Below are 12,773 nucleotides of genomic sequence, written 5' to 3' on the forward strand. Positions count from 1 at the left end.
TTAAGGTCTTCCTCCGTCTGCTTCGATAGTAGCACCATTCATGTATCCTGCTGCGTCTGATACCAGCCAGAGGACTGTACCTGCATGCTCATCTGGTGTTCCAAGTCGACCCATCGCGCTTCTACTGGTACTTGTGCTACGAATTGTCTCGCTCCACATTGGCCGGTGTGGTGTTTCTATTCCTCCAAGTGCTATGGAATTTACACGGATCTCAGGAGCCCATTCGTAAGCCATTGATTTGGTCATGTTAATAACACCTGCCTTGGCAGCCCCGTATGCGGCTTGGCCTGTGCCTGGATTAAGCCCTGATCCAGAGGCGATATTAACAATAGTTCCTTTTCCTTGGCTTTTCATAATGGGCTGGACTGCCTTAGCACATTGGAATGCCGTAATGACATTTACTTTGTAGCATTCTATAAAATCATGCTCCTCTAGCTCCATCAAAGGACCTGAACGGAAAGTTTCACCCCAGCTGCCTCCAACTACATTGACCAATATATCGATTTTGCCAAAAGTCGACATAGTTTCTTCAACCATATTCTCGACATCAGAGAGATTTCTGACATCGCATGTAATTCCTAGCCCTCTGCTACCAATTGCTAAAATTTCATCGACAACTGGTTTTACAGGTGCGTGAGGACGCTCTCTGCCTACGGTTACTCCTTCAGGCTCACGCGCAGCTACGACAACATTTGCACCTTGGTGTGCTAACCCAATTGCTATTGCCTTTCCAAACCCTTGTGATCCTCCAGTAACAATTGCAACTCTGTCAGTTAAATCAAAACTTGGCATTTGCAGCTCCTATTAATTAGTTTCTCCTAAGAAGCGAATGGCGTTTTTCCATCCGATAAATTCCTGCTCTGTTCTATCCAGGCCGAGAGCTAAAAATTCGTCCGATGGAGACGGCACCTTAGCTCCAGTACCTTGCCAGTCTGACCCTATCATTACTTGTTCTATACCTACGTGGTCAATTAGATAGCGTAGTGGTGCAATGTCGAAAGCTATATCGTCATAGAAAAGCATTGAAGCGTATTCCAATGGAGATTTGGGTAATAGCTTGCGGACTGCCTCTCTGCTATGCCAATTTTCATTGGATCTTGCAAGGAGCGGAATCAATATACCTCCAGCATGGCTCATACATATTCGTAAATTCGGAAAATCTTCAAGTAAGCCGCTCCAGATGATCGATGCGCCTGCAAGCCCAGATTCAATTGGAAAACCGAGTGGTGCATCTGCTACCGATGCCGGGATATGCGCAAGCCGATCACTGAAGGTAGGCCGATTCGCATGTGGAAAAACAGCTAGATCAAGTGCAGATGCAGCTTCAAAAAACGGCTTGAATTTTTCCTCACCTAGGCTGCATCCTTCAATATTTGTGCGTATCTCAACCCCGTGAAGGCCGAGTTCTTTGATGTATTGAAGCTCGGTAATCGCAAGTTTTATATCCTGCATCGGAACTGAACCAAGTCCGTAAAAAGTATCGGGCTCTTCTTTAATCATTGTCGATATACATTCGTTGAGATGCCTAGCTAAATCTGCGCCGTCTTTAGGATCGAGGTGATACATCAAAAGCTCGGGTAGGGGGGAAAGCACTTGTTTTGTAGTGCCTTCGTTATTAATTTCTTTCTTCCTTTTGCTTGCATCCCAACAAACATTTCGTACTGTCCGGTAATTTTTCCCGTCGATTATTATTGTCGATCGTTCATCATCTTCAATTTGCATTCTAGGGAACGAATCGCCGGAAGGTCGTCCATCCAATAAAGGGAATTCACTTGGAACGATGTGAGTGTGCATATCAATGATCATTTTTCACTCTATAAAAGAAATTTTGATGAAGAATACCATTACTTAAGGTTTTAATTTGCAAAAAAATCGCAGTTCTTTCTGACCTAGAGTATGCTCTGCCAAAATAGGAGGTTTGTAATGCCACTAAATCTTGACCATACGATAGTACCAGCTTATGACAAAGTGAAATCGGCACAATTCATTGCAAGAATATTGGGCCTAGAATATACAGGTCCATATGGGCATTTTGCTCCAGTAAAAATTAATGAAACATTCACCCTAGATTTTGATAACTCAGATAATCCTCATTCAAATCATTATGCTTTTTTAGCTTCTGACGAGGAATTCGACACAATATTGCAAAGAGTAAAGGACGAAGGAATTCTTTTTGGAAGTGGCCCTGGTTCAAGAACCGACGGTGAAATTAATCATAAGCACCAAGGAAGAGGGTTTTACTTCGATGATGAGAATGGCCATGTTTGGGAAATAATTACGCATACCTACATATCCAGTAGTTCAGGAACTAGCTAAACCCAAAATGAGAACACCAGAAGAAAAATTAAACATAGAAAAGGCAATTAGAAATGATCGCCTTGTAGATATAACCACCACTGGTCGAAAGTCAGGTAACCAATATAGGAAAGAAGTTCGCTTGCGACAGATTGACGGACAGGTATATTTGACTAATAACCCTGGTACTAGAGACTGGGCCGCCAACCTCTATGCAATTCCTCAGTTTCAATACCACTTCAAAGAAAGTGCAGAGATTGATGCTATTGCAGTAGCTAAGCCAGTTAGAGAGGAATCTGAAAAACGACAAATTCTCTATGCACTCCTGGAAAAAGAAGGAGCTTTGGATCAGCTAGAGGCAAGAGTTGCTGGTAGCAACCTATTCAAAATTGATTTCCCCGAGGAAAAATGACCTAGAGGAAATTCAATAGAGCTTCGTTAAATTCATCTGGCTTTTCAGTAGGGATCCAGTGCCCACAATTTTCGAAGGTCACCATTCTTGAACCAGGTATTCCCTCGTGTGTCATTTGCCCCATTTCAAGCGCGTTTACTGGATCCTCAGTTCCCCAGACCACTAAAGTTGGTACAGAAATGTGCGGGAATCTTCTAACCGTGTTGTACCTACTTCGAGTTTCCATATTGTTCATGTGGCTTAATACTCTACGGTACGCACCGAGACGCTCTTCGCTCTGTGTCAAGGCAAATTGGTAATCTGCAAGAGCTTCAATATCCACGCCTCCATTTACTTTAGGAGTGTAAGTCTCGATTATTTGATCCCGCGTCGGTGGGGTGAATTCAACCATGCTTTTCAGCTGCCTTGGCATTGCACCACCGCTTGCTACTAATACAAGTTTGTTGAGGCGCTGAGGGCTTTCGTATGCAAATAACGAAGCCAACCAACCTCCCATTGAATGTCCTACAAGATTAGTTTTTTCTAGACCTAAGGCATCTTGGAATTCCCGAAGAAAATCTACAAGGTACGCAAAAGAGTACTCTTGTTGTAGAAGACCATCGCCTTTACCCCACGCCAGTGCATCTACGGCGATGATTTTCATTTTTTTTGATAGAGGCCCGATATTTAGAAGCCAACTGTGGGCTCCATCGGTGTAGCCTACTCCGTGGAGCAAAATTGTTGGGTATCCTTCGCCTGCTTCAATGTACCGTGTTTTACCATGGCTCATTTCCACATATTTTTCCTCAGCATTGTCCAAAGTAATATTTGCAATTTGAACAGACATAAATTCTCCTACCGGATAAGCTCGTATTACAGATATCCTAGAATGGCTTTTGAAAGTGTCAAGTGGAGATCATTTGTTATACGAATATATAAATCATAATTCCGCTCTGATAGCACTCATTATTTTTGTGATTGGAGTAGCATTTTTTGCTTGGACCTACAAAAGAAACTTGTTTGTTTTGCTCCCAGCTTTGCTTATTGCGGCGCTTGCAATTTTCCTATTTTTCAATGCTCAGTACGGTCATAGCGACGTAACTAATACCAATGAGCTTAATATTTTCTTTGAATCCAATAAGCCATTTATTGTCCAAATTTATTCTGATTCATGCGCAATGTGCTTACTAAGTAAGAACTCCGTTGACGAATTGGATCGTAACATTGATGGAGAAGTGGCGTTGTTACGCTTAAATCTTTCTGAAAAAATAGGTAGAATGGTAGCTCGGCAATATCAAGTTACCGTTACACCTACTTTTCTCATATTTGATGGTTTTGGGAATGTAGCGTTTAGGCAGAGTGGTTATCCAGATATTGCTAAAATAGAGGAAACCGCATTGAGCCTAAAATCAAGTTAGAATATGTAATCTGGGGAAGTGGCGGAATGGCAGACGCGCATGATTTAGGATCATGTGCCCTGAGGGCGTGGGAGTTCGAGTCTCCCCTTCCCCACCAAGAATATTCGCTTGAAATGGTGGAGATAGGGGGGCTCGAACCCCCAACCTCCGCATTGCGAACGCGGTGCTCTCCCAGTTGAGCTATATCCCCACATTGAACAAACACATAATTGGCTCCCGCGGTAGGACTCGAACCTACGGCCAATCGGTTAACAGCCGACCGCTCTACCACTGAGCTACGCGGGAGCGAGGACTCTGAAAAGAGCTTATGTATTGTAACAAGCCAATCGCTCTAGGACTAGAACAAAGCGGATCATGGCAGGCTAATATTACAATAGTACTTTATTTATTGAAAAAATAATGGCGACCCCGACCGGATTTGAACCGGCGATCTCCGCCTTGACAGGGCGGTGTGTTAAACCAGGCTACACCACAGGGCCGCGAATTTTACCCTGAATCCTTCAGGGTGGGCTAGAACGCTCAACCAATCCCGTGATATCCGATAATTACGAGATCTCCTTCGACCATAACCGGAGTTACACGTTCTCCGCCCGTCAACCTTTCAAGCTCATCTATACGCTCTGGATACAACTCAAGATCAACTTGTGTATATGCTACATCGTCTTTGTCTAAGTCGTGAAGCAGCGCGTCTGAGTATGAGCAGTCAGGTCTTGTATATATTACAAGTTCTGGTTCACTTATCACCACATTATGTTATCACGAGTTGTCCATATGCTTCTGAAATGATATTTATGTGAGAATCGAGAAATTTTGAAAAGAAAGAGAGGTCTCCTATGGTCAAGATGCCCGCAGCAATTCTTCGTGGACTTGGGGACATAGAGTGCGACGAAGTTGATTTGCCTGATTCAGTTGAAGGAAAAGTATTGGTAAAAATGGAAATGGCATCAATTTGTGGTACAGATTTGCATTATGTGTTCCATGGTTGGCCTCGCAATAATTACCCAATGAACCCTGGGGAACCGGGACATGAGGGAATTGGACGAGTTCTTGATCCTGGACCGACGCTTTTGAAAGAAGGAACCCTTGTTCTTACAGTCCCGAACATTTGGGAAGCAAGAAACTTTGCGGGATATCAATGGATCTCACCAAATTTTCTTGTGGAACTACCCGATGATCGGCCCCCTGCAGAGTTGATGATGGCTCAGCAATTAGGCACAGTAATATTTGCAGCGCAAAAATTACCTGATATGTCGGGGAAAACGGCAGTGGTGATTGGACAGGGAAGCGCAGGATTGTTCCACGACTACTACCTCCGTAAATTGGGAGCTTCAAGAATTATTGCCATTGAACCTAACGACGATAGAAGAAATGCAGGAATAAATTTAAATGTGGACGATACCGTGGATGTTATAGGAGATTCAGCTGTTCAAGCGGTAATGGAATTGACTGGTGGTAAGGGGGCTGAAGTTGTCGTTGACGCTGTTGGAGGCCCTGAAACATTGGACCAAGCTATAAAAATCGCAAAGCCTGAAGGGCACGTTCACGTTTTCGGATTGCCGACAAGTTTTGAGAAAGTGCAGTTTGACCTAGGCACGTATTTCCTAAAAAGGCTCGATTTGCGCACAATTTTTGGTGCTCAAGACGAAAACAACCTATCTTCATTCCGAAAAGCACTTAAGCTAATTATTGATGGAGACATCGACATGTCTCCATATGTTACCCATGCTTTACCTATCGAAAACGTCAAAGATGCTTTCTCTTTAGCTCATGATCCGACTGATGGAGCGTTGAAGGTTTCATTAACAATGTAGGCTAAAAATCTAAAGTAGTTTTTGGTTAGTTTTATCAAAGTTACTTTCAATCTTGAGATCTTGGTGGTTTTAGCTCTTGACACACTCCTTGACTACCGATAGTCTCCATCGCGCATCTCGCGATCAGTTTACAATTCTGATATTAATGTATTTTGGAAGTATTCGCGGGTAGGTTAAGGAGGAAGCCGTGATTCGCACGCATTCGTTTATGTCGCGACGGTTGGCACTCGTATGGATTGCCGCAAGTCTGTTAGCTGGATTCGCTTTAATGGCTGCAATGTCAGGCACTGATAGTGTTCGAGCTGATGGGCACAGTACAGGTAATGAGAAATTAATCGTTACTCCGTCAGAGGCTGATTTTCAGCCTGGTAACCGTAGCTCTAAGACAGTTGTCTGGATTTATGGTTCCGGATTTGTACCTGGTACAAGCGTTCTAGTACTCGCTGCAGACCAAAGGGGTGTTGCAAGTGACGTTGGAGCACTTTCAAAGGTTGATGTTGTCGCCAATGCGGATGGAGCGTTTGGATTTCCATGGAAATTCGGTCGTTTCACACGTAAAGGTGTCGGTGGTGAGGGTATGATTTCACTTAGGGCTGTTGATGCTGCCAGTTTTGAAGACTTGGCAACTGCACCTCTTGCTCTTTGTAACCTGAACAACCGAGCCGAAGGTGCAGATGTACCTAGCCACTGTTCTAAATAGATAAGTGGTGTTGAATTTAGTTAGATATTTAGGGAGGACTCAGTGACTCGCACGCAAGTAACAAATATGCGACGTACCACTTGGATGTGGTTAGCAGCGGGCCTTTTTGCTGGACTATTGCTAGCTTTTGGGCTTACAGGTGTTCAGTCTGCCGCAGCTGATGGACATGCAACTGGTAACGAATCGATTACTCTTTCCACTAATGAAATAGACTTCGAAACTGGTAAGAGTCGTTCTAAGAAAAGCGTATGGATTCGCGGATCAGGATTTACGCCTGGCCAAGAAATCACGCTTATAGCTAGTGGTGCCCAAGGTGCTCTTTACGAGATTAGCACTTGTAGGTGGAAGACTCTTGGAGTATGTGACCCCAAGAAACGAAAAGATGGTGGTGGGGTACCTTATCCGCTAGTAGCTAACGATGATGGAGCCTTTGCCAGCAGTTGGCTTTTGGGACGATTCACTCGTAAAAACGTGGGAGAAGAGGCAATGATTACTATTTTGGCAGTAGATTCTGCTACTTATACTAACCTTGCTAGTGCTCCCTTGGCTCTCTGTAATCTTAATAACCGTGGTGAAGGCGAAGAAGTCCCTGACTTCTGCTCAGCCTAAGTGCGTAGGAGGAAATTGTGACTAGCACTATTACAAAACATTCCCGGGCAATGACACTTGCAGTACTTGCATTTGGTCTCATGTTTGGGCTGGTAGCAGGAACCATGGTTTTGACACCTAGTTCAGCATTTGCTGACGGTGATCATGATCACGGTACCACTGGTCTTGAGACCATAGTTGCCGAGAACGTCGTCGTTGACCATGAACTTGGTAAACGTACTTCTAAAAAGACTGTAAAATTGTGGGGCTCAGGTTTTAAACCTGGTGCTGAATTTATTCTTATGATTAATGACGGCCCTGGAGCTCCTACAGATATTACCAACTACACTACTCCTCATGACAAAATTAATGGGGTTGTGATAGCAAATGAGCGTGGTGCATGGGCAACTACTTGGAAGGTTCACCGATTCACACGTAAGCGTTCAGGTATTGGACCTGGTGACGGTGATGTTGAGAGGATGCGAGCCATTAGCGCCGTTGATCCTTCAGACTTCTCAGTTATAACAACTGCCCCCTTGGCTTTCTGTCGCGTAACTGACAGAGCAAACGCCAATGGCACTGCAGACGATGCAGCAGCAGCGTCAGCAGCAGCAGCAGCAGCAGTTACAGAATTTGCTGGCTTGACTAAACCAGAAGCAGCGACAGACGCAACTTGGGGGCTAATTGGGCCTGCTCTAGATGCTCACGCTGCAGCTACAACGGCAGATCAAGCAGCGGCTGATAAGGTTTTGTCAGACTGGAAAGCTTCCGGCGTATACAACCACTGCCCTAACTAATTAGCTGCAGATTTTAGATAACCTTAAAGGCCACCCGTTAACCGGGTGGCCTTTGTTTTGATAAATTTTAGGAGTCCAAATGGAAGAGTTTCATGGGATCGATTATCTGAACATTGAATCCGAATTAACTGATGATGAACTTCAAGTAAGAGACACAGTCAGAGAATTTGTGAATTCTGAGGCGATAAAAGAAATTCCAGATCATTTCCGCCAAGGGATTTTCCCTCATCATTTAATTCCACGTATGGGGGAGCTCGGAATATTTGGAGCACACATTGATGGATATGGTTGTGCAGGTATTGGTTCCGTTGCATATGGATTAATCATGCAGGAGCTAGAAAGAGCGGACTCAGGTTACAGATCTTTCGCATCAGTCCAATCGTCTCTTGCCATGACAGCTATCTACCTTTTCGGCACTGAAGATCAAAGGAAATTTTACTTGCCAGATATGGCCAAAGGGACAACTTTAGGTTGCTTCGCTTTGACAGAAGCAGATCACGGTAGTGACCCTAGTGGAATGAATACATTGGCTACAAGATCCGGTAAGGGCTTCGTGCTCAATGGTTCAAAAATGTGGATTACAAACGCTGGGATATCCAAAGTCGCGGTAGTATGGGCTTATTTTGAGGGATCAATTCGGGCATTTTTAGTAGATATGTCTTTAGAAGGTGTTTCGGTACAAGACATTAAAAACAAACTTTCAATGCGAATGAGTGTAACTTCAGGTATCCAATTTGATAATGTGTTATTACCAGAGGATTCACTGCTTCTGGGCACTAAGGGGTTGGGTTCTGCGTTAGAATGCTTGAATTCTGCAAGGTATAGCATCATATGGGGCGTATGTGGTGCAGCAGCGGATTCATTACATACGGCTATCGAATATACCAAGTCAAGGATTCAATTCAATAAACCGCTCGCAGGATTCCAGATGGTTCAGGAAAAACTATCTGATATGGCTACTGCGCTTTCCAAGGCCCAATTACTTGCACTTCATCTCGGTAGGCTTAAGGATAAGAACCAATTGCATTGGTCGCATGTCAGCATGGGCAAGTATAGTAATACTCGGGCAGCTCTAGAAATCGCACGTAATTGCAGGGATCTTCTTGGGGCAGCGGGTATTACAGACGATTTTTCACCTTTAAGGCATGCTATTAATCTTGAAACGGTACACACCTATGAAGGCACTGAACATATGCATCAATTGATTTTAGGCAGGCATATTACTGGATTAAATGCAATTAATTGAGAACAACTCCTTTAATAAAATGATGTTCTCCATGGAGGAAAATGAAAGCGATTAGGGTACATGAATATGGTGGTCCAGAAGTTCTCCAACTAGAAGAAATAGAGGACCCAGTTATTACCACAAGTGATGGGGTTTTGATTGGCATGCATGCATCGGGAGTGAACCCTGCTGAGGTTTCACGAAGAGCAGGTAAGGGGATGCCAATACAATTTCCTGCAATTCTAGGTATTGAAGGCGCGGGTGAAGTTATTGAGATAGGCTCAGATGTTCATTCGGTAAGCGTAGGTGACAGAGTGGTCGTAAGGCAGCCTGCCTATACGTACGCAGAATTGGTAGTGGCTCCTGAAACGAATGTCTATAAATTCCCCCAAAATTTAAGTTTTGTGGAAGCATCTACAATTTCGATCATATATTCGACTGCATGGGCAGCATTATGTGTTAAAGGAGAAGCTAAACCAGGTGATACTGTTCTTGTTCAAGCAGCAGCATCTGGGGTAGGTATTGCGGCAGTACAACTCGCAAAGCATCTAGGTATGACGGTTATTGGTACATCGAGTAGCGAAGAGAAACTTTCCTGGGCCCAATCATTAGGCTTAGATCATGGTATCAACTACCAAAGCACAGACTTTGTAGAAGAAGTTAAGCAAATCACAGAAGGACGGGGAGTCGATGTCATAGTGGATGGAGTCGGCGGAGATGTATTGGCAAATGGGGTAAGTGCGCTTGCCCGTAACGGTAGAGTCTGTGTTTTTGGAGGAGCAGGAAGCAGAGAATCGACTATTTCAGTTACCTCTCTATTTAGGATTGGTGGATCAATAAGAGGTTGTGGTGGCGCAGAAACATCACCAGATGATTTTAAGAAAATCCTTTCTTGGTTTGAACAAGGTTTACTACACCCGACTGTAGACAAAGTTTGGTCGCTGGCTGATGCAGTTGAGGCACATCGATATCAGGAGTCAAGGCAAATAAAGGGCAAATCAGCTCTTGTAATTAGGGAGTAATTATGAACTCTAAATGGGTAAATGTCTTAATAAATGATAAGCCTGTAGAGGCTTACTTATCCACGCCTGACGGACAAGGCCCGCATCCAGGAATAGTGGTTGCTATGCATGTTTTTGGGATTGATCAATTTGTCCAAGGTAAGTGCGACGAACTTGCCCAGCAAGGGTATATTGCAATTGCTCCATATTTATTTCACCGCTCTGATGTGTCTAATGATCAGTTAACGTCTTATCAATTTGAAGACCCACAGCGTCGTCAGGTTGCAATGCCTTTGAAAGATAATTTGAAGGACCCTGAGCTCATAGAGGATATGCTTGGCGCTCTCAATTATCTCAAGAAAATGGATAATGTTAGCGCTTCCTTTGGAGTAACTGGGTTTTGTATCGGAGGGAGAATTGCATATCTGATGAGCGTTAATACAAACGAATTTGAAGCTTGTGCAGATTTTTATGGAGTAGATATAGATCTTCCATGGGGTGAAGGTAATTCACCTTTAAGTTTGACAGCTAATCTTAATTGTAAGTTGGCGGGATTTTTTGGTGACTTGGATCAAAACCCGTCGAAGCTAGATGTTGATCATTTTGAAGCAGAGTTAAAAGCAAAGCATAAAAATTATACTTTTCATCGTTATTCGAATGCTCAACATGCTTTTAATGATCCCTATAATCCAGTTCGTTATGATCAGGAAGCCTCAAGGGATTCATGGCCAAAATTAATTGAATTCTTTGACGAGGCATTAAAAAATTAGCTATGCAAACTTCATCTGAACGTATTTTTACGACGCATGTTGGAAGTCTTCCAAGACCAGATGCTTTAGCAGAATTATTGTTGAAGAAAGAAAAAGGCGAGGACTTTTCAATTCAAGAATTAGAAGATCAAACTCGTATTGCGGTTAGCGAGATTGTGCGAAAGCAAAGTGAAATAGGCGTTGATATTGTGAGCGACGGAGAAATGAGTAAGATAGCTTACTCGACTTATGCTAAAGATAGACTCACCGGCTTTGAAGGCGATAGTGAACGTCGCATTAATCTCGATTTAGTTCCCTATCCAAATTTTCGCGAAAAAATGGCTCGTATGACTGGTAATCAACCTATGCGTAGGCCTAAATGCGTCGCTCCCGTACAAGTTAAAGATAGAGAGCCTTTGATCAAAGACTTAGCTAACTTCAAAAGCGCCCTCACAGGTGTAGATGTAATTGAAGCATTCATTACGTCTTCATCACCTGGAGTTGCTTCCATGTTCATGCCTAATGCTTATTACAATACCCACGAAGATTATGTGGAAGCGTTAGGAGATGCATTGAGAGAAGAGTACGAATCTATTGTTTCTGCAGGCTTTTTACTCCAGATAGACTGCCCCGATTTAGCAATGGCTTTTCATACTGCGTTCCAAGGGATTACGAAAAAACAATTCTTGGAACGTGCTCGTTTTCACATCGATGTATTGAATGAAGCCCTACGAAACGTGCCGGAAGATTCTGTCCGTATGCACATATGTTGGGGTAACTATGAAGGCCCTCATGATCATGACATTCCAGTGAAAGAAATTTTACCCATAGTGCTTGATGCAAAACCTCAGGCAATTGCGTTTGAAGCTTCAAATCCAAGGCATTCACACGAATGGGTGGATTGGAAAGAGGCAAAATTACCAGATAATAAAATTTTAATACCTGGGGTGCTGGATTCGACTAGTAATTTTATCGAGCATCCAGAATTAATTGCTCAAAGGATAGAGACATTTACCAATATCGTAGGCCATGAACGTGTGATAGCCGGCTCAGATTGTGGGTTTGGCACGTTTGCGGGGTACGGCAAAATGGACCCGGACATAGTTTTTGCTAAATTAGAAGCTTTATCCCAAGGAGCTGCAATAGCTACAGATCGGCTGAAGTATTAGCGACTTGCTCGTAGAATCACAATCCGTTCATTTTGGGGAATAGCTTCAACATTTTTGAAACCCGCATCCTTTAGCCATTGCACATGAGTATCCACTCCTCCAGCTTGGGCAGCATAATCTAAATTAGCGAACACTCCCCCGTCAGAGATCAGGTCGTGAATATCCTTATAGATACTGGCGATTAGATTGTCGTCGTACATGTTATGGATAGCGATTGCTGATACCACCATATCGAACGGCCCACCCAGGGCATTGCTCCAATCCCGCTTGGAAAAATCGCTTTTTATAAATGTAGTTTTACCTTCATATTCTTTCAGGCGTTCTTTTGCATGAACGAACATCGGCTCCGAAACGTCCTGTAAAGTAACGTTTGCATTCGGGAAATTATCAAGCACGTACTTTGCTAGCAGTCCGTAGCCAGATCCGACATCAAGAACATTGATGCTTTGAGTTTCAGAAAAACCACAAGAGCGTACAGTTGCTTCAATCATAGGGCCCCTTTGGTCCTGACGCCCGTCGTCCCTATTAACCCAATGGTCGACAAATTGCTGCTCTTCCCATTGTTCAGGGATTTCATGATTTACCGCGTGCTGTGATGGTTGATGCCTGTTTGTCATTACGTGCTCCTA

At 43.6% G+C, this 12,773-nt stretch carries 16 protein-coding genes and 4 tRNA genes; 12 read left to right on the forward strand and 8 right to left on the reverse strand.

Annotated features, from left to right (window positions below):
• Positions 1 to 792 carry an SDR family oxidoreductase gene (locus MK127_04450; GenBank protein ID MCH2532046.1) on the reverse strand — a complete coding sequence of 264 codons (792 nt, stop codon included), beginning with the start codon at positions 790 to 792 and terminating at the stop codon, positions 1 to 3.
• Positions 793 to 804: 12 nt separating this feature from the next.
• Entirely contained in the window at positions 805 to 1,806 is a 1,002-nt protein-coding gene (locus MK127_04455) for an amidohydrolase family protein (GenBank protein ID MCH2532047.1), read from the reverse strand.
• A 117-nt stretch (positions 1,807 to 1,923) separates the two neighbouring features.
• Here MK127_04455 and MK127_04460 point away from each other — a divergent pair, with 117 nt between their 5' ends.
• Positions 1,924 to 2,316, forward strand: a complete 393-nt coding sequence (locus MK127_04460; protein MCH2532048.1) for a VOC family protein — start codon at positions 1,924 to 1,926, stop codon at positions 2,314 to 2,316.
• A 7-nt stretch (positions 2,317 to 2,323) separates the two neighbouring features.
• Positions 2,324 to 2,707 carry a hypothetical protein gene (locus tag MK127_04465; protein MCH2532049.1) on the forward strand — a complete coding sequence of 128 codons (384 nt, stop codon included), beginning with the start codon at positions 2,324 to 2,326 and terminating at the stop codon, positions 2,705 to 2,707.
• A 1-nt stretch (position 2,708) separates the two neighbouring features.
• Here the strand turns inward: MK127_04465 and MK127_04470 are convergent, their stop codons facing one another.
• Complete coding sequence (locus tag MK127_04470; protein ID MCH2532050.1) at positions 2,709 to 3,533, reverse strand: alpha/beta hydrolase; 825 nt, start codon at positions 3,531 to 3,533, stop codon at positions 2,709 to 2,711.
• 73 nt (positions 3,534 to 3,606) lie between these two features.
• Between MK127_04470 and MK127_04475 the strand changes: the two genes are divergently transcribed.
• A complete protein-coding gene (locus tag MK127_04475) occupies positions 3,607 to 4,104 on the forward strand; it encodes a thioredoxin family protein (GenBank protein ID MCH2532051.1) in 498 nt (165 codons plus the stop codon).
• Between the two features lie 12 nt (positions 4,105 to 4,116).
• Positions 4,117 to 4,201: transfer RNA gene (locus MK127_04480), tRNA-Leu, on the forward strand.
• A 17-nt stretch (positions 4,202 to 4,218) separates the two neighbouring features.
• Here the strand turns inward: MK127_04480 and MK127_04485 are convergent.
• From MK127_04485 to MK127_04500, 4 genes are all read right to left on the reverse strand, one after another.
• Positions 4,219 to 4,294, reverse strand: a tRNA-Ala gene (locus MK127_04485).
• A gap of 20 nt (positions 4,295 to 4,314) precedes the next feature.
• A tRNA-Asn gene (locus MK127_04490) sits at positions 4,315 to 4,389 on the reverse strand.
• 115 nt (positions 4,390 to 4,504) lie between these two features.
• Positions 4,505 to 4,583: transfer RNA gene (locus tag MK127_04495), tRNA-Asp, on the reverse strand.
• A gap of 40 nt (positions 4,584 to 4,623) precedes the next feature.
• Complete coding sequence (locus MK127_04500; GenBank protein ID MCH2532052.1) at positions 4,624 to 4,848, reverse strand: glutaredoxin family protein; 225 nt, start codon at positions 4,846 to 4,848, stop codon at positions 4,624 to 4,626.
• 89 nt (positions 4,849 to 4,937) lie between these two features.
• Between MK127_04500 and MK127_04505 the strand changes: the two genes are divergently transcribed.
• The 8 genes from MK127_04505 (at position 4,938) to MK127_04540 (ending at position 12,144) form a co-directional block, all read left to right on the forward strand.
• The gene (locus MK127_04505; GenBank protein MCH2532053.1) at positions 4,938 to 5,915 is read left to right on the forward strand and encodes a zinc-binding dehydrogenase; all 978 of its coding nucleotides are present in this window, start codon (positions 4,938 to 4,940) and stop codon (positions 5,913 to 5,915) included.
• Between the two features lie 187 nt (positions 5,916 to 6,102).
• A complete protein-coding gene (locus tag MK127_04510) occupies positions 6,103 to 6,615 on the forward strand; it encodes a hypothetical protein (protein ID MCH2532054.1) in 513 nt (170 codons plus the stop codon).
• Positions 6,616 to 6,657: 42 nt separating this feature from the next.
• Positions 6,658 to 7,224 carry a hypothetical protein gene (locus MK127_04515; GenBank protein ID MCH2532055.1) on the forward strand — a complete coding sequence of 189 codons (567 nt, stop codon included), beginning with the start codon at positions 6,658 to 6,660 and terminating at the stop codon, positions 7,222 to 7,224.
• A 17-nt stretch (positions 7,225 to 7,241) separates the two neighbouring features.
• Entirely contained in the window at positions 7,242 to 8,000 is a 759-nt protein-coding gene (locus MK127_04520) for a hypothetical protein (GenBank protein ID MCH2532056.1), read from the forward strand.
• A gap of 79 nt (positions 8,001 to 8,079) precedes the next feature.
• Positions 8,080 to 9,246, forward strand: a complete 1,167-nt coding sequence (locus tag MK127_04525; protein ID MCH2532057.1) for an acyl-CoA dehydrogenase family protein — start codon at positions 8,080 to 8,082, stop codon at positions 9,244 to 9,246.
• Between the two features lie 41 nt (positions 9,247 to 9,287).
• Positions 9,288 to 10,247 carry an NADPH:quinone oxidoreductase family protein gene (locus MK127_04530; protein ID MCH2532058.1) on the forward strand — a complete coding sequence of 320 codons (960 nt, stop codon included), beginning with the start codon at positions 9,288 to 9,290 and terminating at the stop codon, positions 10,245 to 10,247.
• 2 nt (positions 10,248 to 10,249) lie between these two features.
• Complete coding sequence (locus MK127_04535) at positions 10,250 to 10,996, forward strand: dienelactone hydrolase family protein (GenBank protein MCH2532059.1); 747 nt, start codon at positions 10,250 to 10,252, stop codon at positions 10,994 to 10,996.
• Positions 10,997 to 10,998: 2 nt separating this feature from the next.
• The gene (locus MK127_04540) at positions 10,999 to 12,144 is read left to right on the forward strand and encodes a cobalamin-independent methionine synthase II family protein (protein ID MCH2532060.1); all 1,146 of its coding nucleotides are present in this window, start codon (positions 10,999 to 11,001) and stop codon (positions 12,142 to 12,144) included.
• Here MK127_04540 and MK127_04545 read toward each other — a convergent pair.
• Entirely contained in the window at positions 12,141 to 12,761 is a 621-nt protein-coding gene (locus MK127_04545; GenBank protein MCH2532061.1) for a class I SAM-dependent methyltransferase, read from the reverse strand. The two genes, MK127_04540 and MK127_04545, sit on opposite strands and share 4 nt — an antisense overlap.
• Positions 12,762 to 12,773: the final 12 nt, after the last annotated feature.

This window comes from Dehalococcoidia bacterium, assembly GCA_022449765.1.
Taxonomy (GTDB): Bacteria; Chloroflexota; Dehalococcoidia; order Lucifugimonadales; family Australimonadaceae; genus UBA2963.

What these genes read in the sequence shown, in the direction of transcription:
- MK127_04535 (MCH2532059.1), top strand. Translation starts at nt 10,250, where the DNA reads ATGAACTCTAAATGGGTAAATGTCTTAATAAATGATAAGCCTGTAGAG.
- MK127_04505 (MCH2532053.1), top strand. Translation starts at nt 4,938, where the DNA reads ATGGTCAAGATGCCCGCAGCAATTCTTCGTGGACTTGGGGACATAGAG.
- MK127_04545 (MCH2532061.1), bottom strand. Translation starts at nt 12,761, where the DNA reads ATGACAAACAGGCATCAACCATCACAGCACGCGGTAAATCATGAAATC.
- MK127_04460 (MCH2532048.1), top strand. Translation starts at nt 1,924, where the DNA reads ATGCCACTAAATCTTGACCATACGATAGTACCAGCTTATGACAAAGTG.
- MK127_04450 (MCH2532046.1), bottom strand. Translation starts at nt 792, where the DNA reads ATGCCAAGTTTTGATTTAACTGACAGAGTTGCAATTGTTACTGGAGGA.
- MK127_04470 (MCH2532050.1), bottom strand. Translation starts at nt 3,533, where the DNA reads ATGTCTGTTCAAATTGCAAATATTACTTTGGACAATGCTGAGGAAAAA.
- MK127_04530 (MCH2532058.1), top strand. Translation starts at nt 9,288, where the DNA reads ATGAAAGCGATTAGGGTACATGAATATGGTGGTCCAGAAGTTCTCCAA.
- MK127_04455 (MCH2532047.1), bottom strand. Translation starts at nt 1,806, where the DNA reads ATGATCATTGATATGCACACTCACATCGTTCCAAGTGAATTCCCTTTA.
- MK127_04540 (MCH2532060.1), top strand. Translation starts at nt 10,999, where the DNA reads ATGCAAACTTCATCTGAACGTATTTTTACGACGCATGTTGGAAGTCTT.
- MK127_04465 (MCH2532049.1), top strand. Translation starts at nt 2,324, where the DNA reads ATGAGAACACCAGAAGAAAAATTAAACATAGAAAAGGCAATTAGAAAT.
- MK127_04525 (MCH2532057.1), top strand. Translation starts at nt 8,080, where the DNA reads ATGGAAGAGTTTCATGGGATCGATTATCTGAACATTGAATCCGAATTA.